The 20,839-nt window shown below is 70.9% G+C and carries 22 protein-coding genes; 13 read left to right on the forward strand and 9 right to left on the reverse strand.

Annotated features, from left to right (window positions below; genetic code table 11):
- The first annotated feature begins 1 nt into the window (after position 1).
- Genes ACBJ59_RS38140 through ACBJ59_RS38150 form a run of 3 tightly spaced genes read left to right on the forward strand, consistent with a single transcriptional unit; the run spans position 2 to position 1,400 of the window.
- Positions 2 to 415 (forward strand): roadblock/LC7 domain-containing protein, encoded by a 414-nt coding sequence (locus ACBJ59_RS38140; protein WP_201760494.1) that lies wholly within the window; start codon positions 2 to 4, stop codon positions 413 to 415.
- A 21-nt stretch (positions 416 to 436) separates the two neighbouring features.
- The gene (locus tag ACBJ59_RS38145; protein WP_225964010.1) at positions 437 to 841 is read left to right on the forward strand and encodes a DUF742 domain-containing protein; all 405 of its coding nucleotides are present in this window, start codon (positions 437 to 439) and stop codon (positions 839 to 841) included.
- Positions 822 to 1,400 carry an ATP/GTP-binding protein gene (locus tag ACBJ59_RS38150; protein WP_364114675.1) on the forward strand — a complete coding sequence of 193 codons (579 nt, stop codon included), beginning with the start codon at positions 822 to 824 and terminating at the stop codon, positions 1,398 to 1,400. Before ACBJ59_RS38145 ends, ACBJ59_RS38150 begins: the two co-directional genes overlap by 20 nt.
- 186 nt (positions 1,401 to 1,586) lie before the next feature.
- On the opposite strand, the gene ACBJ59_RS38155 is transcribed toward ACBJ59_RS38150, so the two are convergent.
- The 5 genes from ACBJ59_RS38155 to ACBJ59_RS38175 form a co-directional block, all read right to left on the reverse strand.
- On the reverse strand, positions 1,587 to 2,450 hold the full coding sequence (locus ACBJ59_RS38155; RefSeq protein WP_375115021.1) for a DUF4429 domain-containing protein: 864 nt from the start codon (positions 2,448 to 2,450) through the stop codon (positions 1,587 to 1,589).
- Positions 2,451 to 2,579: 129 nt separating this feature from the next.
- Positions 2,580 to 3,350, reverse strand: coding sequence for an ABC transporter ATP-binding protein (locus tag ACBJ59_RS38160; RefSeq protein WP_364114681.1), 771 nt, complete (start codon positions 3,348 to 3,350; stop codon positions 2,580 to 2,582).
- Positions 3,351 to 3,509: 159 nt separating this feature from the next.
- Positions 3,510 to 4,298, reverse strand: a complete 789-nt coding sequence (locus tag ACBJ59_RS38165) for an ABC transporter permease (RefSeq protein ID WP_375115022.1) — start codon at positions 4,296 to 4,298, stop codon at positions 3,510 to 3,512.
- An 11-nt stretch (positions 4,299 to 4,309) separates the two neighbouring features.
- A complete protein-coding gene (locus ACBJ59_RS38170; RefSeq protein ID WP_375115023.1) occupies positions 4,310 to 5,125 on the reverse strand; it encodes an ABC transporter permease in 816 nt (271 codons plus the stop codon).
- Entirely contained in the window at positions 5,122 to 6,123 is a 1,002-nt protein-coding gene (locus tag ACBJ59_RS38175) for an ABC transporter substrate-binding protein (RefSeq protein ID WP_364114687.1), read from the reverse strand. The genes ACBJ59_RS38170 and ACBJ59_RS38175 overlap by 4 nt, the downstream gene beginning before the upstream one ends.
- Before the next feature lie 623 nt (positions 6,124 to 6,746).
- On the opposite strand from ACBJ59_RS38175, the gene ACBJ59_RS38180 reads away from it, so the two are divergent.
- The 7 genes from ACBJ59_RS38180 to ACBJ59_RS38210 all read left to right on the forward strand — a co-directional run bounded on the left by ACBJ59_RS38180 (position 6,747) and on the right by ACBJ59_RS38210 (position 13,908).
- Positions 6,747 to 9,593, forward strand: coding sequence for a nitrate- and nitrite sensing domain-containing protein (locus ACBJ59_RS38180; protein WP_375115024.1), 2,847 nt, complete (start codon positions 6,747 to 6,749; stop codon positions 9,591 to 9,593).
- The gene (locus ACBJ59_RS38185) at positions 9,590 to 10,012 is read left to right on the forward strand and encodes a roadblock/LC7 domain-containing protein (RefSeq protein ID WP_364114691.1); all 423 of its coding nucleotides are present in this window, start codon (positions 9,590 to 9,592) and stop codon (positions 10,010 to 10,012) included. The genes ACBJ59_RS38180 and ACBJ59_RS38185 overlap by 4 nt, the downstream gene beginning before the upstream one ends.
- The gene (locus ACBJ59_RS38190) at positions 10,012 to 10,431 is read left to right on the forward strand and encodes a DUF742 domain-containing protein (protein ID WP_375115025.1); all 420 of its coding nucleotides are present in this window, start codon (positions 10,012 to 10,014) and stop codon (positions 10,429 to 10,431) included. The genes ACBJ59_RS38185 and ACBJ59_RS38190 overlap by 1 nt, the downstream gene beginning before the upstream one ends.
- Complete coding sequence (locus ACBJ59_RS38195; RefSeq protein WP_346104696.1) at positions 10,412 to 10,999, forward strand: ATP/GTP-binding protein; 588 nt, start codon at positions 10,412 to 10,414, stop codon at positions 10,997 to 10,999. The genes ACBJ59_RS38190 and ACBJ59_RS38195 overlap by 20 nt, the downstream gene beginning before the upstream one ends.
- Before the next feature lie 99 nt (positions 11,000 to 11,098).
- On the forward strand, positions 11,099 to 12,478 hold the full coding sequence (locus ACBJ59_RS38200; RefSeq protein ID WP_375115026.1) for an aldehyde dehydrogenase family protein: 1,380 nt from the start codon (positions 11,099 to 11,101) through the stop codon (positions 12,476 to 12,478).
- 5 nt (positions 12,479 to 12,483) lie between these two features.
- On the forward strand, positions 12,484 to 12,921 hold the full coding sequence (locus ACBJ59_RS38205) for a DUF3598 family protein (protein ID WP_375115027.1): 438 nt from the start codon (positions 12,484 to 12,486) through the stop codon (positions 12,919 to 12,921).
- The gene (locus ACBJ59_RS38210) at positions 12,922 to 13,908 is read left to right on the forward strand and encodes a nitrilase-related carbon-nitrogen hydrolase (protein ID WP_375115028.1); all 987 of its coding nucleotides are present in this window, start codon (positions 12,922 to 12,924) and stop codon (positions 13,906 to 13,908) included. It abuts the gene before it with no gap.
- Here the strand turns inward: ACBJ59_RS38210 and ACBJ59_RS38215 are convergent.
- The 4 genes from ACBJ59_RS38215 to ACBJ59_RS38230 all read right to left on the reverse strand — a co-directional run bounded on the left by ACBJ59_RS38215 (position 13,886) and on the right by ACBJ59_RS38230 (position 17,507).
- Complete coding sequence (locus ACBJ59_RS38215) at positions 13,886 to 14,674, reverse strand: ABC transporter permease (RefSeq protein ID WP_375115029.1); 789 nt, start codon at positions 14,672 to 14,674, stop codon at positions 13,886 to 13,888. The two genes, ACBJ59_RS38210 and ACBJ59_RS38215, sit on opposite strands and share 23 nt — an antisense overlap.
- Positions 14,671 to 15,477, reverse strand: a complete 807-nt coding sequence (locus tag ACBJ59_RS38220) for an ABC transporter permease (RefSeq protein WP_375115030.1) — start codon at positions 15,475 to 15,477, stop codon at positions 14,671 to 14,673. Before ACBJ59_RS38220 ends, ACBJ59_RS38215 begins: the two co-directional genes overlap by 4 nt.
- On the reverse strand, positions 15,474 to 16,424 hold the full coding sequence (locus ACBJ59_RS38225; protein WP_375115031.1) for an ABC transporter substrate-binding protein: 951 nt from the start codon (positions 16,422 to 16,424) through the stop codon (positions 15,474 to 15,476). Before ACBJ59_RS38225 ends, ACBJ59_RS38220 begins: the two co-directional genes overlap by 4 nt.
- Before the next feature lie 78 nt (positions 16,425 to 16,502).
- A complete protein-coding gene (locus tag ACBJ59_RS38230) occupies positions 16,503 to 17,507 on the reverse strand; it encodes a methyltransferase (protein WP_375115032.1) in 1,005 nt (334 codons plus the stop codon).
- Between the two features lie 233 nt (positions 17,508 to 17,740).
- Here ACBJ59_RS38230 and ACBJ59_RS38235 point away from each other — a divergent pair, with 233 nt between their 5' ends.
- From ACBJ59_RS38235 to ACBJ59_RS38245, 3 genes are read left to right on the forward strand one after another with little or no spacing between them, the layout of a single operon-like run.
- Entirely contained in the window at positions 17,741 to 18,547 is an 807-nt protein-coding gene (locus ACBJ59_RS38235; RefSeq protein ID WP_375115033.1) for a class I SAM-dependent methyltransferase, read from the forward strand.
- 14 nt (positions 18,548 to 18,561) lie between these two features.
- Complete coding sequence (locus ACBJ59_RS38240) at positions 18,562 to 19,422, forward strand: cyclase family protein (protein ID WP_375115034.1); 861 nt, start codon at positions 18,562 to 18,564, stop codon at positions 19,420 to 19,422.
- A complete protein-coding gene (locus ACBJ59_RS38245; protein WP_375115035.1) occupies positions 19,415 to 20,836 on the forward strand; it encodes an MmgE/PrpD family protein in 1,422 nt (473 codons plus the stop codon). The genes ACBJ59_RS38240 and ACBJ59_RS38245 overlap by 8 nt, the downstream gene beginning before the upstream one ends.
- Positions 20,837 to 20,839 lie beyond the last annotated feature (3 nt).

Genomic DNA, 20,839 nt, shown 5'->3' on the forward strand with positions numbered 1-20,839 from the left:
AATGAGCCAGGGAGCGCGCGGTATCAGCTGGCTGATCACGGACTTCGTGAACAACGTGCCAGGCGTCGCCCACACGGTCGTGGTGTCGTCTGACGGGTTGCCGCTGGCCTTCTCCGAGGGTTTTCCCAAGGATCGGGCCGACCAGCTCGCCGCGGTCGCGTCCGGAGTGATCAGCTTGACCCAAGGGGCCGCGCGGGTCTTCGAGGGCGGTATGGTGACGCAGACCGTTATCGAAATGCAGCGTGGACTCTTGATGATCATGTCGATCAGTGATGGATCCTGCTTGGCGGTCCTGGCCGCTCCCGACTGTGACATGGGTCTGGTCGCGTACCAGATGACCCTGCTGGTCGAGCGGGCGGGACAGGTGCTGACTCCGGCCGTACGCGCTGAGCTGCAAGCGGCCCGCCCCCGCTAGTACGGGCGGTGACAGGAGATCATGGTGTCAGGTCAGGGTTGGGCTGGTGATAGCACTCCGCCGCATCCGGCGGCTCCCCGTCCGCAGAAGCAGAGTTCCCTGGTGCGGCCCTATGCCGTGACCGGGGGGCGCACCGCGCCGCGGATGAAGTTCGCCATGGAGGCGCTCGTGTCCTCCGTGACGTCGGAATACCAAGACATTTCCCTACTAAGTCCGGAGTATCAGGCGATCATTCAGCTGACCCGGAACGTCAGGTCGGTTGCCGAGATCTCCGCCCTTTTACGCCAGCCTCTTGGTGTGGTCCGGGTGCTGATCGCCGACATGGCGTCGGAGGGCCTGATCCGCGTGCACCAGCCTGCGCTGGACGCGGGAAAGCCGGACCTCAACTTGCTCGAAAGGGTGCTCAGTGGACTTCGCAGGCTCTAGCCCCGGCCTAACCTCGACGAAGATCGTCGTGGCCGGGGGCTTCGGCGTGGGGAAGACGACGTTCGTTGGAGCGGTCTCGGAAATCCTGCCGCTCACCACGGAGGCCGTCATGACGGACGCCTCCGCGCACGTCGACGACGTCTCCCTCACGCCGAACAAGACGACCACGACCGTCGCCATGGACTTCGGCCGGGTCTCGCTCGACCGTGACCTGATCCTGTACCTGTTCGGCACGCCCGGGCAGCACCGGTTCTGGTTCATGTGGGACGACCTCGTACGCGGTGCCATCGGTGCGGTCGTCCTGGTGGACACCCGCCGGCTGGCCGACAGCTTCCCGGCCATCGACTACTTCGAAGAGGCCAAGCTGCCGTTCGTGATCGGCATCAACGGCTGGGACGGCCAGTTCGCGCACGCGGAGGAGGAGATCAGGGAGGCGCTGTCGATCGGCGGCCACACCCCGATCGTGCGGCTGGACGCCCGGCAGCGCGAATCGGTCAAGTCCACCTTGATCACCTTGGTCGAACACGCGCTGACCCGCCACATGCACACCCCGGTGTAAGCCCGTTCCCGCCTGGAGCCGGAGAGCCGCGCGAGCCTCCACCCGTCGCCCCGACACGATGGCCGGCTGACGGCATCCAGAAGGACCTCGCTCCAGGCGCGCCACGGCGTCGCGACAGCCCACCCCCTCGCCCGCCGAGGTGGTGGGCTGTCTCATGCCCGCACCCGCGGTCGTCGCGTTCGCGGGTCACATGCGTGACAGCAGCTCGGCCTTCTTGGCCTGGAACTCCTCCTCGGTCAGCAGCCCGGCGTCCCGCAGCTCACCCAGCTTGGCGATCAGGTCGGCCACCTCGGCGCCACGGCCCGCCGGGATCGGCGTCCGGGGTGCGAAGGCCACCTCTCCCGCGGGCCCGGCGGCGGCGCCGGTGCGTACGGCGGCCAGCACGGCGGCGGCGAAGGGCAGCGACTTGTGGGTGGCGCCCCAGCCGAGCCCGAAGATGACCGACGCCGGGTCCTTGTTCGCGTCGGAGGGCATCCGCCGCCCGCGTACCTTCAACCGCAGCGACCCGCTGGCCCCCTCGGGCCGGTGCCACTCGACGCCCTCCAGGTCGGCGACGGAATAGCGCTGATCGCCCGCGGCGTATTTGGCGGACGACGCCCCCGACCAGAACCAGGTGAAGGTGATCGCCTCCCCGTCGAACGTGGCCGCCCCGTCCCACCCCTTGAAGGCGCGCGGCACCGGGGGAGCGGCGACCAGGAACCGGCTGGCGGGCCCGTGCTCGGTGACGGCCGCGCGCAGCTCGTCGGCGTAGTAGTCGGCGAGCGTCTCCTTGCCGGCGGGCAACACCAGCCGGTAGGGGTCGTCGGTCTCCCTGAGCTGCCCGGCCGCGACCGTCATCACGGGATCGGCGCCGCGCCGGGGCAGCACGCGCAGCACCACCGTGCCGCGCCTGCCCCGCGCGAGCGTGACCTCGGCGATCGCCGCGTAGGGGATGACGCGTTCACCAAGTTCGGAAACGAGTTTGGGGGCTTTTCCCCGCTCGGGCGCGATGGTCAGCGATTCCGCCCCGAACAGCCAGGCGCAGTCCCGGCCCGCCAGAACATCCTCCACGTCCACAGAGTAGACGCGTTCGCACGGCGGGCGCGCTCATAGTTCCGACGGCACCGGGGGCCGCGCCCGCGCACGCCGAGGGCCGCGCTCCCGGCGCGGCCCTGCGGACGCCGGGCGCCTGGACGGTGGCTAGACGGTGGCGTGGCCGCGGACGAGCCGCCCCACCTCGGCGCGCAGATGCACGAAGTCGGGGTGCTCCCGCGTCGTGATCTGGTCACGGGGCGCGGGCAGGTCCACCTTCAGGTCCCCCACCACATGTGCGGGCGCCTTGGACAGCACCACCACGCGGTCGCCCACGTAGACGCTCTCGTCGATGTCGTGCGTGATGAGGACGATCGTCATCTGGTGGTGGCCGCGGACCTTGAGCACCAGGTCCTCCAGGTCCTCCCGGGTCTGCGCGTCCACCGAGCCGAACGGCTCGTCCATGAGCATCAGCGTCGGCCGGTACGCCAGCGCCCGCGCGATCGCCACCCGCTGCTGCATGCCGCCCGAGAGCTGGAACGGGTATTTGCGCCCTGCGGCCTCCAGCCCCACGGACTCCAGGGCCTCCTGGGCGGCCTCGCGGCGCTGACGCTTGTCCATGCTCTTGCGGCGCAGCGGCAGTGCCACGTTGTCGGCGACCGACATCCAGGGGAACAACGAGCGGCTGTAGTCCTGGAAGACCACGGCCAGGTTGTCCGGCGTCTGGCGGACCAGCTCGCCCTCGACCCTGATCTGGCCGCCCGTGGGCGTGATCAGGCCGGCGATGGAGCGCAGGAGCGTCGACTTCCCGCATCCCGAGGGACCGACGATGCAGAGCAGCTCACCCTCGGCGACGCTCAGGTTGAGTCCGTCGATGGCGTGGTGCGCGTTGGGAGTACCGCCGCCGTACACATGGGAAAGGTTGTCTATCTCGAGCAATGGATTTCCTAGGGGGCGAGACCGCGGACAACACGGCGACTCTTAAGAGCCAGAATGACTCTAGCGGAGCGGTTATTGATGGACATGTCAGTCAGGTAAACCGATTCAGGGCGCGATCTTACTCTCGCACGTTAGAGGCTGCCATGGGAGCCACAGCCGCTAACCGGCCAGATCCCGGGCGGCGTGGTGCCAGGCGAGCACGCGCCGCTCGACGACCAGGAACAGCTCGTTGAGCAGGTAGCCCAGCACGCCGAGCAGCACGATCCCGGCCCACATGGCGGGCAGGTCGAAGGTGGCGTACGCGTCGGTGATCTGGAAACCGATGCCGTTCGTGGTGCCGGGCAGCAGCTCGGAGAAGACCATGACGATCAGGGAGAGCGACAGGGCCAGCCGCAGCCCGGCGAACATCTTGGGCAGCGCCGAGGGCAGGATCACCCGGAGGAGCCGCTCGGCCCGCGAAAGCCGGAACGCCTGGCACGTCTGCAGGTGCAGCGGCTCGACCGACCGGGCCCCGTCGGCGGTGTTGAGCAGCACCGGCCACACGATGCTGAACATGATGAACGCGAGCTGCATCCGCAGCCCGAACCCGAACAGCACGAGGAAGACGGTCACCAGCGCGGGCGGCGGGATCGCGCGCAGGAACTGCAGCACGCCGTCGAGATAGTCGTACGCCCGCGCCGACAGCCCCACCGCCAGCCCGAGGACGACCCCGGCCAGCGCGCCCCCCGCGAACCCGAGCGCCATCCGGCCCAGGCTCGGCAGGATGTTCTCGATGGCCACGTCGGTCAGGAACAACGTGCCGGGCGGCCCCGAGAACCACATCGCGTGCATCCGCGCCACGATCGTGCCGGGCGAGGGGAAGAAGGTGTTGCCCGCCATCAGCGTGGCCGCCTCCCAGAGGAGGACGAGCACGATCAGCACCACGGCGCGGAAGACGGCCGTCCGCATGCCCCTGCCCCTCATTCCCGCTCTCCCAACTGCGTGTGGTGCCAGCGGAACGCGCGCCGCTCGGTCGCCACCAGCAGCGCGTTCACCGCGACGCCGAACAGGCCCACCCAGAACACCCCGGCCAGGATGTCGGCCATGCGCGCGGGCACGGCGATGCCGGCGAAGAAGATGAACACGCCGATGCCCTCACCCCGACCGGCCACGATCTCGGTGCTGACGGTCAGGATGAGCGCGACCCCGGCCGCCAGGCGGATCCCGGTGGTGATGAAGGGCGCCGACGACGGCAGGGAGACGCGCAGGAGCACGGACAGGGGGCCGAAGCCGTACGAGCGCAGGGACTCCTTGGCCAGGGGATCGACGCCGCGCAGGCCGTACATCGTGTTGTAGAGGATGGGCCACAACGAGGCGTAGACCACGAGCGTGACCCGGTGCTGCAGGCCGGTGCCGATGACCAGGGCCACGAGCGGGATCAGCGCCACGGACGGGATCGGCCGCAGGAACTCCACGACCGAGCGCGTGGCCGCGTCGATGATCGGCACGCTGCCGAGCAGCAGGCCGAGCGGCACCGCGAGCAGGGCCGCGATGCACAGGCCGATCGCCCAGGCGAGCAGGCTCGTCAGGGCGTGCACCCGGAAGGCGGGATCGGCCAGCAGCGTCATGGCCCGCCCGACGATCTCCGTGGCGGGCGGCAGGAACTCGGGATCCGCCAGCCCCGTCCTGCTGAGCAGCTCGATCAGCGCGGCGAAGGCGAGCGCCCCGGCCGCCCGGCGTGACCAGCGAGTGGTGGCGGACGCCGGACGGGCACGGGACAGGGTCTGAGCGCTCACCCGGAGGTGGTGGGCGACATGAGCGACTTGACGTCGATGGCCTTCGTCAGCCACTTGGCTTCCAGCATCCAGTCGGCCACCCGCTGGAGGCGGACCGGGTTGTCGTTGCTGGAGAAGTAGGGGAAGGTCACGGTGGCGGCCGTGGCCGCGTCGATCTGCGTGAAGTTCGGCAGCACCTTGGCCACCACCTCACGGTTGTTCTCCATCAGCTTGGCCGCGTTGTGGATGGCGCGCTGGAACGCCGCCGCCACCTTCGGGTTCTTGTCGTACCACTCCTGGGTGCTGACGTAGCCCGAGATGGGGAACTCGGCGGCGGGGCCGGAGGCGGGGTCGAGGATCTTGCGGGCGCCCATGCTGGAGGTGGCCGCCGTGACCATGGGCTCGCCCAGGTACGCGGCGTCGATCTGGCCGCCCTTCCACGAGGGCATGATGTTCTGGAACGTCACCTGGACGTACTTGATGGTGGCCGGGTCCACGTTGTTGGCCTTGAGCACCTGGGTGAGTGCCAGCTCCTGGAAGTTGTGCAGGACGTTCACGTTGATCGTCTTGCCCTCCAGGTCCTTCGGGGTCTTGATGGGCGAGTTGGGCAGGGCCATGATGCTGAGCGAGTCGGGGGCTGCGCGAGAGCCCTCGGCCAGGATGCGGAGCTTCAGCGCATCCTTGTCATGGGCGGCGAACATCGACACGTAGTTGCCGAACATGGCGTCGATCTCGCCCCTCACCATCATGGGGATGGCTTCCGGAGCCGCCTGGACGACCTGCGGGGTGACGTCCAGACCCTCCTGCTCGAAGAGCCCTTGGTCGATGGCGACGTAGATGGCGGCGCTGTCGATGGCCGGCAGGGTGGCGATCTTGAGTTGTGTCTTCTCGAGACCACCGCCGGCCGAGGCGGACGGCGGCGCGCTGGCGGTCGGGGAACCGCCCGTGCTGCACGCCACGGCGCCGAGTGTCAAAGCGAACCCGATGATGGCGGCCCTGGCGGAACGGCCAAGCCTCATGTCAGGGACTCCCTTCAGATGGAGCCAGGGGGGGACCGGGTGGCTTCTGCTCCCGGGGGCTGTGTGCCTGACGCACAACAGGGATCGACCGTAGCACCAAATTGGTGGTCCTTATCGTGAAAATAATACTTGTGGTTGCAATGTCTGTTTGCCGCTATATCGTGAAAATTTGACGACCCGCGAGAATCCTAATGTTTGTCCGTTTTGGGAAAGGTGGTGAGCGGCGGGACTCGCGTTGCATCTGATGCTCCACAGTTGATCTTTTCCACGCGTCGGGACCGGGCCCGTGGAACGATCTCCTGTTGCCTGTTTCGCCTGGTGGAAGCAGGTTTATCAATTCCGTCAGATTTTCTGGACATTTCGGGATAAACACCTCATCGGGGCACTAGTGGTGGTTGGCCCTGGTCGACCCTTGTGCTCAAATGGCGCTTATCTCGACGTACATATTGCCCCACCTGCATTTACCTGCATGGTCTCCGAGAATTCCCCGCAGGGGCGAGAGGTTGCGAAGGCAAGTGAGAACGCAGAGCGCTGAAGCTTCCGCTGACCGCGAGCCGCACGGCCATCAGAAGCGACGGCTGTCCGATCCACCCTCGAAGAGGTTCGGATTGGGCAATTGGCACGTGCGGTCGCGCCTGGTCGCGCTGATCGTCGTTCCAACGGCCGTCGCCGTGGGTCTGGGCGGGCTGAACGTCGTCACCTCGCTCAGCGATGCCAACACCTACCAGACCCTCAGAGAGGTCGCCGAGCTCAGCGAGCAGCTCGGGGCCGTCACGCACAACCTGTCCTTCGAACGTGACGAGACCGCTCTCTACATCGCCCAGGGCCGGCCGAACAATCGCGAGCCCCAGCTCCGGACGACGTACAGCGGCGTGAACGGCCTCATCGAAGAGGCCAAGCAGCGGGCCCTCGCGCTCACCGACACCCACGCCGAGGCGGTACGGCCGGTGCTGCGGCGTCTCGAAGAGATCCCGACGCTGCGCGAGACGGCCGTCAACGGCAAGATCCAGCCCCTGCCGATGATCAGGAAATACTCGGAGATCATCGCGACCCTGCTGCGGTTCCACGACCAGGTGGGCCAGGTCGCGGTGGACGACGAGGTGGCCGACAGCGCCAGCTCGATGGCCGCCATCGCCCGGGCCAAGGAGCAGGCGTCCAAGCAGCGCGGCATCCTGGCCAGCGCGCTGGACAAGAAGGGGTTCGACAGCGGCGAGCTCGACGCCCTCACCGACGCCAAGTCGCGCGAGGAGAGCGAGGAGACGCTGTTCGCCACCCTCGCCACCCTCGACCAGCTGGAGCTCTACCGCAACACCGTCGTGGGCCGGGACGTCGACCAGACCGACCTGTTCAGGTTACGGGCCATGGCGCAGTCGTCGGAGGGCAAGGAGCTCAGCATCGGCGTACGGCCCGACCGGGACGTGGTCACCTGGTTCGAGGTCAGCACCGGCAAGATCGACGCGCTGCGCAAGGTGGAGAAGGAGCTGTCCTCCTCCGTCATCCTGCGCGCCCGTGGCCTGGAGGAGGGCGCCAACCGCTCGGCGATGATGTCCGGCGGGCTCATCCTGCTCCTGCTGATCGTGGTTCTCGCGATCATCTCGCTCATCGCCCGCTCGCTCATCAGGCCGCTGCGCAGGCTCCGCCGCGAGGCGCTGGACATCGCCGGGCAGCGCCTGCCGGAGACCGTCCAGCAGCTGCGCGACAGCGGCGACGGCACGGTCGGGCCGGTCGTGCCGATCGGCGTGGACACGCACGACGAGATCGGTGAGGTGGCGCGGGCGTTCGACGAGGTGCACCGCGAGGCGGTCCGGCTGGCGGGCGAGGAGTCCCGCCTGCGCAGCAACGTCAACGCGATGTTCGTGAACCTTTCACGGCGCAGCCAGACGCTGGTGGAGCGGCAGATCACCCTGATCGACGGCCTGGAGCAGGGCGAGCAGGACGAGCAGCGGCTCGGCAACCTGTTCAAGCTGGACCACCTGGCCACCCGCATGCGCCGCAACAGCGAGAACCTGCTGGTGCTGGCGGGGCAGGACCCGCCGCGCCGGTGGAGCCAGCCGGTCAAGCTGGTGGACGTCGCGCGGGCGTCCCTGTCGGAGGTCGAGAACTACGAGCGGGTCGTGCTCCAGGTGCCCGACGGGGTCTCGGTGGCCGGGCAGGCCGTCAACGACGTCATCCACCTGCTCGCGGAGCTGGTCGAGAACGCGCTGTCGTTCTCTCCGCGCGAGAACAGGGTGACGGTCTCGGGCAGCCGGATCGACGGCGGCGGTGTGATGCTGTCGATCACCGACTCCGGCATCGGCATGACCCAGGAGGAACTGGCCCAGGCCAACGAGCGGCTGACGGACGCGCCCAGCGTGGACGTGTCGGTGTCGCGGCGTATGGGGCTGTTCGTGGTTGCCAGGCTGGCGCACCGGCACGGCATCCGGGTGCAGCTGCGCCCGCACACCTCCGGCGGCCTGACCGCCATGGTGCTGATCCCGGAGAACATGCTGGGCTCCCAGGCCCCCAACTTCGCCGGAATGCCGTCCTTCTCCGGCAACCAGCCGCCCTCGTTCTCGGACAACCAGCCGCCGGCCCTCGCGGGTGCGGCGAGCGGCGGGCCCAGGGACGAGCCGTACTCGGGGCCGCATCCCGCCCCACCGGCCACCGACTGGCCGCAACCCCCGCCACCGGCCACCGACTGGCCGCAGCCCCCGCCACCGGCGGCCGACTGGCCGCAGCCGGCGTTCCAGATGGGCCCCGGCCACCCGTCGTTCCCGTCGAACCCCGAGGCGGGCGGGAACTGGTCGGCGGATCCCCCCTGGCAGCCCGACCCCGCCGCCTGGCCCGCGGAACCGCGTGGCGGCCACGACCTGCAGGGCGGCTTCCAGAATGGTTTCCAGAGCGGCCCCCCGAGCGGTGACGTCTGGGCGCCGCACCGCGGCACCGGCTGGAACGGCGAGCGTGGCAACCTGCCCAAGAGACCGGTCCACCAGCCGCCGCCCGGCGGCTGGAACCAGGACACCAACCCGCCGCAGCGGCCGGGGTTCCCCGAGCCCGAGTCCGGCGCCACGGGTCCCATGCCGGCGGCACCGCCCGCGTCCGCCGGCGACGACTACCTGCCGATCTTCGCCGCCGTCGAGTCCGCCTGGTTCGGGCGCGACGCGAACGGCGCGAGCTGGGGCTCATCGAAGGCGGACGCGGGCTGGAGCGCGGCGGAGGCGGCGGTGGAGCCGGTGCGTGACGGATCGACGGCGGCGGGACTCCCCAAGCGGGTGCCCAAGGCCAACCTGGTACCGGGCTCGGCGGACACGGGCGCGTCCCCCAAGGGCGTGTCGCCGATGCCGTCGGTGTCGCCGGACCGGGTGCGCAACCGGCTCTCCAGCTTCCAGCAGGGCTTCCGGGCAGCGCGTGACGACATCAGCGAGGGCAGGGCGATTCCCCCCTCCGGCCCCGAAAGGGCGAACAACAACGACAGGGAGGAGGGCGCATGAACGACCTCAGCCACGCGGCACGCGGAGTCGACTGGCTGATCACGGACTTCGTCAGCACGGTCCCGGGCGTCGCCCATGCGGTGGTGGTCTCGTCCGACGGTCTGCCGCTGGCGGCGTCGTCGGGTTTCCCGGCGGATCGGGCTGATCAGCTGGCGGCGATCGCGTCGGGGCTGGTGTCCCTGACGCAGGGCGCGGCCAGGGTGTTCGAGGGCGGTGCGGTCAATCAGACGATCGTGGAGATGCAGCGCGGGCTCATGCTGATCATGTCGGTCAGCGATGGTTCGTGCCTGGCGGTGCTGGCGGCTCCGGACTGCGACATGGGGCTGGTGGCGTACCAGATGACACTGATGGTGGATCGCGCCGGTCAGGTGCTGACCCCGGCTGTGCGTGCCGAGCTGCGCGCCAGCCAGATCAGGTGATGTACGTGTCCGACCCGAGATGGAACAGCGGCGGTTGGGCACCTCCGCCTCAACCCCAGTCCCAGTCGCAGCTGAATCCTGACCCCGCCTCGCCCGTCCGCCCGTACGCGGTGACAGGTGGACGGACGGCGCCGCGGGTCAAGCTGGCGATGGAGGCCCTGGTGTCCTCGGCGACCGCCGAGCACCGGGAGTTCTCGCATATCACGCCGGAGTACCAGGCGATCAGCCAACTGTGCCGGCAGGTCCGGTCCGTGGCAGAGGTGTCGGCTCTGCTGCGGATCCCGCTCGGCGTGGTGCGCGTGCTGATCGCTGACATGGCCGCCGAAGGTCTGGTCCGCGTGCATCAGCCACAGCTGGACGCCGGAAGGCCGGACGTAAATCTGCTCGAAAGGGTGCTCAGTGGACTTCGCAGGCTCTAGCCCCGGCCTCACCTCGACGAAGATCGTGGTGGCTGGAGGTTTCGGGGTGGGCAAGACGACGTTCGTCGGCGCGGTGTCGGAGATCATGCCGTTGACGACGGAGGCCGTCATGACGGATGCCTCCGCCGGAATCGACGATCTGGGCATGACACCGCTGAAGTCGACCACGACCGTCGCCATGGACTTCGGCCGGGTCTCCTTGGACCGTGACCTGATCCTCTACCTGTTCGGCACGCCCGGGCAGCACCGGTTCTGGTTCATGTGGGACGACCTGGTGCGCGGTGCCATCGGCGCGGTCGTGCTGGTCGACACGCGCCGTCTTGCCGACAGCTTCCCGGCCATCGACTATTTCGAAGAGGCCCAGCTCCCGTTCGTGGTGGGCGTGAACGGGTGGGACGGCCAGTATCCCCACAGCGACTCCGAGGTGCGCGACGCGCTGACGCTGGCTCCGCACATCCCCTTGGTCCGGCTGGACGCCCGCTCCAAGGACTCGGTCAAGAGCGCGCTGATCAACCTGGTCGAGCACGCTCTCACGGTCCGGATGGCCGTGCCCGGCTGGGGCGGTTGACAACGCCGACCCGCGAGTGCGTTGACGCGCGGGCATTCACATGATCACAATGGCTCCCGCCGAACATCGCAGGAGCACCATGTCCCGTGGCCGCACCGCATGAACGTCCGGAACCCGATCACCGGGCAGGCCGACAGGCCGCTCGCCCCTATCCCGCCCGACCGGCTGGCCGCCGCCGCGGCCGGGCTGCGCGAAAGGTCCCCCGCCTGGCTGAGCGCCGATCGCGGCGCGGTCCTGTCCCGGTTCGGTGCCGCGCTGGCCGATGACGACGACCTGCTCGCCGCCCTGGTGACCGACACCGGCAGGGTGGGGGAGTCGCTGCTGGAGCGCCGGCTCGTGGCCGCCCTCATCGACCGATGGGTACGCCAGGCGCCCGCCCTCCTCGCCCCGCCCGCCGAGCGCCCCGCCTCCCTGCCCGGCGTCTTCGTGGCCGGCGACGCGGTGCCGTACGAGCTGGTCGGGGTGATCAGCCCGTGGAACCTGCCGCTCCTGCTCGGCCTCATCGACGCCGTCCCGGCGCTGGCCGCGGGCTGCGCGGTGCTGGTCAAGCCGAGCGAGGTGACGCCCCGGTTCATCGAGCCGCTGATGCGGCTGGTCCCCGACGAGCTGCCGCTCGCGGTCGTCGAGGGGGACGGCGAGACCGGCGCCGCGCTCGTGGACCTGGTGGACGCGGTGGTGTTCACCGGCAGCGTCGAAACGGGCCGGCTGGTGGCGTCGGCCGCGGCCCGCGCGTTCGTGCCGGCGTACCTGGAGCTGGGCGGCAAGGATCCGGCGATCGTGCTGGCCGGGGCCGGCCTCGACCGGGCGGCGTCGGCCGTCCTGTGGGGCGGCACCGCCAACGCCGGGCAGTCCTGCCAGTCCATCGAGCGCGTCTACGTGGCCCGGGAGGCGCACGACGAGTTCCTCGACCGGCTCGTGGCCAAGGCCGCCCAGGTCGGCCTGACCTGCGAGGGCGGCCCGATCGGCCCCATCATCGGGCCCGGGCAGGAGGACGTCATCGCCGCCCACCTCGCCGACGCCGTGGCCAGGGGCGCGACCGTGCACACCGGCGGGCAGATCGAGCGGCACGGGGGCGGCCACTGGTGCCGGCCCACCGTGCTGTCCGGGGTCGACCACACGATGCTGATCATGACGGAGGAGACGTTCGGCCCGGTGCTGCCGGTCATGGCGGTGGACGGGCCGGACGAGGCGGTCACCCTGGCCAACGACTCGGTGTACGGACTGTCGGCCGCGGTCTTCGCCGCCACGGAGGACCAGGCCATGGCCGTCGCGGCCCGCCTGCGGGCCGGTGCGGTCAGCGTCAACGACGCCGCGCTGACGGCGCTGGTGCACGAGGGCGAGAAGCACTCCTTCCGCCTGTCCGGGCTCGGCGGCTCACGCATGGGCGTGGCCTCCATCGGCCGCTTCCTGCGCCGCCGGGCCTTCCTGGTCAACCGATCCGACGCCGCCGACCCGTGGTGGCACACGACGAAGGAGTAGCCCGGATGGGACTTCGTTCGGACATGCCGCTGCTGGCCCGGCACGAGGGTGAGTGGGAGGGCGAGTACCTCCACCTCGGCCGCGACGGCGAGCTGCTCGACCGGCACCGGGTACGGATGACCTGCGCGATCCTCGGCGACGCCACCTACCACCAGACCAACCGCTACACCTGGGACGACGGGCGCGAGGAGGTGCACGAGTTCCCCGGCACCTACCTCGGGGGCGGGCGCTGCGGGTTCGACACCGAGCGGCTCAAGGGCGAGTTCCGGGAGCTGGACGACAGCACGATCTACCTGACCTGGCGGTTCAAGGGGCAGGGCCTGAGCTTGTTCGAGCTCATCGTGCTGAGCGAGGACGGGAAGTCGCGCAGCCGGGTGTGGCAGTGGATCGAGGACGGCGTGTGCGTGCGCCGGACGCTGATCGACGAGCGGCGGGCCGGCTGAATGACCGCGTTCACCGCCCTCGCGCTGCAGGTGGAGACGACGGCCGGGGCCGAGGTCAGGGCCGCCGTCGACCGGATCGGCGCCCAGGTGGGCGCCTCCAAGGCGTGGCTGGGGCCGGACCTGCGCCTGGTGGTGCTGCCCGAATACGTGCTGACCGGCTTCCCGATGGGTCAGGGCACGGCCGAGTGGCGGGACCAGGTGGCCCTCGACCCCGACGGCCCCGAATACCGGGCGCTGGCCGCCGTCGCCTCCGATCACGACGTGTTCCTGTGCGTGAACGCCTACGAGCGCGACGGGCACTTCCCCGACCTGTACTTCCAGGCGTCGGTGATCCTCTCCCCGGCGGGTGAGGCCGTGCTGCGTTATCGCCGGCTGCACTCGCTGTTCTCGCCGACCCCGTACGACGTGTGGGAGCGTTACCTGGAGATCTACGGCATCGACGGCGTGCTCCCGGTGGCCCGTACCGAGATCGGGAACCTCGCCGTGGTCGCCTCGGAGGAGATCCTCATGCCCGAGCTGGCCCGCGCGCTGGCCCTGCGCGGCGCTGAGGTGCTCTGCAACCCGACCTCGGAGGCGTCCTCCCCGGCGCTCACACCCAAGGCGATCGCCCGCCGCGCCCGCGCCGTGGAGAACCTGGCCTACGTGGTGGCGGCCAACACCGGCGGCCTGCGGGGCATCGCGATCCCCGGCGACTCCACCAACGGCGGCTCGGAGCTGATCGACCACCAGGGGCGCGTGCTGGCGCAGGCCGGGCCGGGGGAGTCGCTGGTCGCCGCGGCGGAGCTGGACCTGGCCGCGCTGCGCCGCGCCCGGCTGCGGCCCGGCATGGCCAACCTGCTCAGCCGGGTCAAGACCGGCCTGTGGGCCGAGGAGTACGCCAGGCACGACGTCGAGCGCCCGGAGCCCGGCGTGCCCGGCGTGCCGCCCGACCGGGCCCGGTTGCGGGCCAGGCAGGCGGCGGCCATCACCCGTCTGTACGGGCGCTGACGTGCCAGCCGAGCACCGCCCGCTCGACGCCCAGGAACGCCGCGTTGAGCGCGATGCCGAGCAGCCCCAGCAGCACGATGCCCGCCCACATGGCCGGGATGTCGAACTGGCTCTGCGCCTCCAACATCCGGTGCCCGATCCCCTCGCTGCTTCCCACCAGCTCGGAGATGACCATCATGATCAACGCCAGTGACACGCTCAGCCGCAGCCCCGCGAAGATCTTCGGGGCGGCGGCGGGCAGGATGATCCTGGTGAGCCGCTGCCAGGAGCTCAGCCGGTAGACCGCGCCGGTCTCGATGTACTGGCGGTCGACGTGGCGGGCGCCGTCCATGCTGTTGATCAGCACCGGCCAGACGACGCCGTACACGATCGAGGCCAGCTGCATCGGCGTGCCGACCTTGAACAGCACCAGGAACACCGGCAGCAGCGTGGCCGGCGGGACCGAGCGGCCGAAGTGCAGCAGCGGCTCCACCAGCCCCGACAGCCACCGCGAGCGCCCGAGCACGACGCCGACCAGCACGCCCGCCGCGCACGCGATCGCCCACCCGGTGAACAGCCTGCCCAGGCTCGGCAGCAGGTCCGCCAGCGCCTCGTCGGTGAGGAACACCCGCGACGGCGGCCCGGAGAACCACATCTCCCGCAGCCGGACCACGATCTGCGACGGCGGCGGGAAGTACGTGGCCTGCGCGGACCGCGTGACGACCTCCCAGAGCAGCACCGCCAGGGGCAGCAGCCAGTACCACGACACCCGGCGCACGAAGCTCATGCGATCTCCCCCGTCCGCGTGCGGTGCCAGCGGAACAGCCGCCGCTCACCGGCCGTGAACAGCAGGTTGGCCGCCAGCCCGATCACCCCGGCCCACACCGTGGCCGCCAGCACCCGGTCGAGCCGGTTGGCGCTGCCCGCCAGCGACTGGAACGCCCCGATCCCGCCGCCGCCGGGCGCCAGCAGCTCCACGCTCACGGCCACGATCAGGGTGACCGCGACCGCGATCCGCACCCCGGTGGCGATGAACGGAGCCGCGCTCGGCAGGCTCACCCGCAGCACCACCGCCAGCGGGCCGAACCCGAAGCTGCGCAGCGTGTCCTTGGCGAGCGGATCGACGTCGCCCAGGCCGTACATCGTGTTGATGAGCAGCGGCCACGAGCAGGTGTAGACGACGAGCGCGGTCTTGGCGTCGTGCCCCTCGGGGAACAGGAACACCGCCAGCGGGATCAGCGCCACCGACGGGATCGGCCGCAGGAACTCCACCAGTGGCCGGGTCGAGCGCTCCATGAACGGCACGGTCCCGAACAGCAGCCCGGCGGGCACGGCGACCGCGATCGCGATCGCCAGCCCCACCAGGCACGGGCCGAGCGTGGCCAGCACGTCGGCCCTGAACTGCGCGTCCAGCGGCAGCGCCGCCGCCGTGGCGAGCACGTGCGACACGTACGGCAGGAAGTCCGGGATCAGCCCGATCCGCCCGGCCAGCTCGACGAGGCCCAGAAAGCCCGCGACCCCGGCCACACCGAGCAGTCCCCGCCCAGGGCCGGAGGGGAGCGCGCCGCGCCCGGGCCACCGACGGATCATCCGCCGACCGAGGCGAAGAGCTGCCCCACGTCCGCCTTGGCCTTCAGGTAGCCGTAGCCGTGCATGAGGTCGGCCAGCTTCTGCACGCTGGCCCGGTCGGCCTCCATGGTGAACGTGCCGACCTTCATCGTCGCCGCCACGTCCGCGGGAATCTGCGTGTACGTCGGCACGACCTCGTCGATGGCCTTACGGTCGGCGCCGGCGACCTGCTGAGCCTTGGCGAGCGCGCGATGGAAGGCGGCGGCCGTCTTCGGATATCTGGTCAGCCACTGCTCGGTGACGCCCCACCCGTCGATCGGCACACCCTCCGTGACCCCGGTGACGGTGTCGACGATCTGGGTGGCGCCGCTCTTCATGGCCGCGCTCAGGAACGGCTCGACCAGCCAGGCCGCGTCCACCTTGCCCGTGGACAGGGCGCCGAGCTGGTCCGCGAACGCCACGGGGACGAACTTGACCTCCTCCGGCTTGACCCCGGCCGCCTGCAGGTGGGCGTTGGTCACCGTCTGCCCGAGCGCCTTGAGCACGTTGACCGCGACCGTCTTGCCCTTGAGGTCGGCGACGGTCTTGATCGGCGAGTCCTTGGCCACGACCACCGCGGAGAAGCCGGGCGCGCCTCCCATGGTGTGCTGGAAGAGCTTCAGCTTGGCCGCGCCGGAGTCGTTGATCGTCATGAGCACCACGTAGCTCGTCATGAACGCGTCCATGCTGCCGTTGACGATCTTCGGCATGACCGCCGTCGGCGCCTGGATGATCTCGGTCTTGACGGTCAGGCCCTCTTCCTTGAAGAAGCCGCGTTTCTCCGCGATGAACAGAGACGCCGAGGACGGCACCGGCACCACGCCGACCAGGAGCTGGGTCTTCTCCAGCCCGCCGGGGGACGCGGCACCGGTCGCGCCGCCCTGTTCCCCTCCGCCTCCGCACGCGCTGAGCGCCAGCGCCACTGCCATACCCGCGACTACGATCCTGGTCAGTTGCATCGCCACTGCCTTTCTGAGTCCGGTGATCCGGTGGAGGGGTGAGAGAGGTCAGCGGCGCCCCGCCTCGATGAGGTTGGCGCCGGAGCCGAGTTCCACGACGTCGCTGAGGGCCAGCCCCGCCCGGTCGAGCAGGGAGGCGTACTCGTCGCGGCTGCGTTCGGTGCCGCCGTTGAAGATCGCCAGCATCCGCATGTCGATGTCCTTACCTAGGTGCGGCTCCTCGTCGTCGGGGAGCACCACCTCGAGCAACAGGACGCGCCCGCCGGGGCTCATGGCCTCGCGGACGTTGCGCAGGATCTTGACCGCGTCCTCATCGTCCCAGTTGTGCAGGACGCTGGCCAGCAGGTAGATGTCGCCGCCGGCCGGGACCCCGGCGAAGAAGTCGCCGGCGACGACCTCCGAGCGGTCGGCCAGCCCCGCGTCGGCCAGCGTCCGCCTGGCGTGCTCCACCACGTGTTCCAGGTCGAACAGCAGGCCGCGCATCCGCGGGTTGGCGCGCAGGACCGTGGCCAGGATGTGACCCTTCCCGCCGGCCACGTCCACCATGGTCGCGGTGGCGGGGAAGGAGTAGCGCCTGACCAGGCCCTCGGTGAAGGCGGCGGCGCGGGCGGTCATGTAGTCGTCGAACAGGGCGCTCGCGCCCGGGCTCCGGGCGAGGTGGTCGTACAGGTTGCCGTAGCGCTTGATGAACGCCGAGCTGCCCTGGCGGACGGTGGCGGGCAGCATGCCCATGGCGTACCAGAAGCCCTCCTCGCCGAGCATGCGGATCGAGGAGCGGACGGAGCCGGGCACGTCCGAGCGCAGCGCCGCGCCCTTCTCCGTGAGTCCGTACGCGTCCGGCCCGGCGGCCGTGACCAGGCCCATGCCGGCCAGCTCGCGCAGGACCCGGCGCAGCGAGGGAGCGTGCGCCCCGCAGCGCGCGGCCAGCTCGGCGGTGTCCAGCGGGCCGCTCGCGAGGTGGTCGGCCACGCCCAGCTCGGCCATGGTCAGCAGGGCCGCGAAGCGCGAGATGTCGCCTACTGCTCCCCACAGGAGGTCTGCGGAATGCGGCATATGTCCTTCCAGAAAACTGGGGGCTTGCCTGCCTCAGACGAACGCGGTGCCCGGCGGGAGCCCGGGAACGCCGCGCACATGATCGTAGCCCAGACGGGGCCGCCGCCGAAGGAGTAACAGGGCGGGTGCCAGGGGCCTTTGCTGGTTACGCCCCTTTCATGGCAGGCTCGGCTCCGAGCTCATCTGATCATCGGTCCACCCCCTGCCTGCTTGCTGACTGAGGAGGAAATCTGATGAACGCCAAGGAGTACATGGCCGGTGTGTTCGACCGTGCGTCCGGCACCTACGAGCGGGTCGGCGTGCCGTTCTTCGGGCCGGTCGCCGCCGAGCTGGTACGGCGCGCCGCACCCGGGCCCGGCGACCACGTCCTCGACGCGGGCTGCGGGACCGGCGCCTCCCTCGTGCCGGCGGCGCGGGCGGTCGGCCCCACCGGCCGGGTCGTGGGCCTGGACCTCGCGCCGGGCATGGTCGCCGCCGCCACCGCCGAGATCGAGCGCCACGGGCTGAGCCAGGCGACCGTCCTGCTGGGCGACGCGGAGCGGGCCGAGGAGCTGCTGCCCGGGGAGCGGTTCGACATGGTGCTGGCGGGGATGATGCTGTACTTCCTGCCGGACCCGCTCGCCGCCGTCCGGTCCATGGCCGGGTTGTTGCGGCCCGGCGGGCGGCTGGCGGCCAGCCTGCTGGTCAGGTCGAGCCCGGCCGAGGCCGAGTTGCTCGGGCTGGTGGCGCGGGCGCTGGAGCCGTACACCACGGGTGCGGGCAGCGCGCCGTTCCAGCACACGCTGGGCGGGCCGGAGGAGCTGAGAAAGTTGTTCGAAGAGGGCGGCCTGAGCGACGTCACCTGCGCGGATGTGGTGTTCGAGGTGCCCGTCGCCGCCGGGCAGGTGTGGGACTGGCTCTGGTCGGCCGCCCGCAGGGCCCCGCTGGAGACCATCCCCGAATCCCTGCGCGGTGAGGCCAGGGCCGCCTTGGACGCGGCGTTGCCGCAGGATGGCTTCGTCCTGGAGCGCACGGTGCGCTATGCCACAGGACGCCGGTAAGAGAGACGGAGAGCATGAGCACGACCCCGAACACCGACCCGCTGCTCGACGCGGTACGCGGCGGTGTGACGATCTACGACCTGGGCAGGCCGCTCTTCGCCGGCATGCCCCAGTCGCCGAACCACCCCGCCTACACCCACACCCTTCCGCGCCGGCACGGCGACAAGGTCCGTCCCGACGGGGGCTCGGCCGCCAACGACCTGATCTTCATGGGCACCCATGTCGGCACCCACATCGACGCCCTCGCGCACGTGTCGCAGGACGGCAGGTTGCACGGCGGCGCCGACGCGGCCGCGGCCTGCGTGGGCGGCCGCTATCCCGATCACGGCGTGCACACGGTCGCGCCCATGGTCCGCCGCGGCGTCCTGCTGGACGTGCCCGGCACGCTGGGGCTGGAGTGCTGCGCGCCCGGCTACGAGATCACCCCGGCCGACCTGGACGCGACCGTCGAGCGGCAGGGCGTCGAGCCCGGCCCCGGCGACGTCATCCTGGTCCGCAGCGGGTGGGGCCGCCACTTCGCCGACCCGGACCGGGAGGTCTACATCGGCGCGGAGTCGGGCGTGCCCGGGGTGGGCGAGGCCGGCGCCCGCTGGCTGGCCGGGCGGGGCGCGCACGCCGTGGGCGCCGACACCATCGCCTTCGAGCGCCTGGCCCCGGGGCAGGGGCACAGCGTGCTGCCCGGGCACCGGGTGCTGCTGGTGGAGTCCGGCATCTTCATCGTCGAGGCGATGGACCTGGACGCCCTGGCCCGCGACGGCGTCCACGAGTTCACCTTCGTCCTGTCACCGCTGGCGTTCGTCGGCGCCACCGGCTCGCCGGTGCGCCCGCTGGCGCTGGTGTCCGCCGCTCAGAAGCGCGAGGTGGCCCGTGGCTGAGCCGACGCTCGGCCGCCGGCTGGCCGACTTCGCGGTCGGCACCTCCTACGCCACCCTCCCGGAGGCGGTCGTCGACAGCGTGCGCAAGCGCGTGCTCGACGTGATCGGCCTCTGCGTGGCCGCGCATCGCCTGCCGACCAGCAGGAGCATCCTCGACTACGTCCACGACCAGGGCGGCCGCCCGCAGGCGCACATCGTGGGCGGCGGCGCGCCGGTGCCCGCGGCGCTGGCCGCGCTGGCCAACGGGGTGCTGGCCCACTCCCTCGACTACGACGACACCCACCTGCCCTCGGTGCTCCATCCCAGCGCGCCGGTCGTCCCGGCCGCGCTCGCCGCCGCCGAGCTGGCCGGCGCCTCGGGCCGGGACACGATCCGCGCGATCGCCGTCGGCCTGGAGGTATGCGTACGCCTGGGCATGGCGGGATACGACCCCGAGGCCGGCAACTCCGTCTTCTTCGAGCACGGCCAGCACGCCACCTCGATCTGCGGCACCATGGGCGGCGCCGTCGCGGCGGCCCTGCTGCTCGGCCAGTCCCGCGAAGGCGTGCTCGACGTCCTGGGCGTGGCCGCCTCCACGGCCTCGGGCATCATCGAGGGCAACCGGACGGGCGGCACGGTCAAGCGGCTGCACTGCGGGTGGGCGGCGCACGCGGCGGTGACGGCGGCGGACCTGGTCCGGCGCGGGTTCACCGGCCCGCCGACCGTCCTGGAGGGGCGGTTCGGCTTCTTCGAGGCGTTCCTGCACGGCCGTTACGCCCCCGAGGAGATCACCAGGGGCCTCGGCTCGGAGTGGGCCGTGCCCGGCATCTTCTTCAAGCCCTATCCGGCCAACCACTTCACCCACGCCGCGATCGACGCCGCGATCGGGCTGCGCGAGCAGGGGCTCGACCCCGCCCGCGTGGAGCGTCTGACGCTGGGCGTCCCCGCTCCCGTCATCCGGACGATCGGGCAGCCGATCGAGGCCAAGCGGGCCCCGGAGACCGGGTACCAGGCCCAGTTCAGCGGGCCGTACGCGGTGGTGGCCGGGCTGCTCGGCGGCGGCGGCCTTGGCGCGGGGCTGGCCGACTTCACCGACGAGCTGGCCCGCGACCCGCTGCGGCGCGAGCTCATGGCCAAGGTGGACGTGGTGCCGGACGACCGCGCGACGGAGATCTTCCCGCACCAGTTCCCCGCCGTGCTGACCGCCCGCGACCTCGACGGCCGCGAGTGGCGGCAGGAGGTGCTCGCCAACCGCGGCGGCCCGGCCCGCCCGCTGTCCGCGGCGGAGCTGGCGCTGAAGTTCCGCGACAACGCGGCCGGCCGGCTCTCCGCCGCCACCTCCCAGGCCGTGGCCGGCCTCGCGGGCCGGCTGGAGGAGGCGGACGACGTCGGCGAGCTGCTTCGCCTGGTGGCGGAGTTCGAGCCGGGAGCGTGACCC

Source organism: Nonomuraea sp. MTCD27 (assembly GCF_041950495.1).
Lineage (GTDB): Bacteria > Actinomycetota > Actinomycetes > Streptosporangiales > Streptosporangiaceae > Nonomuraea.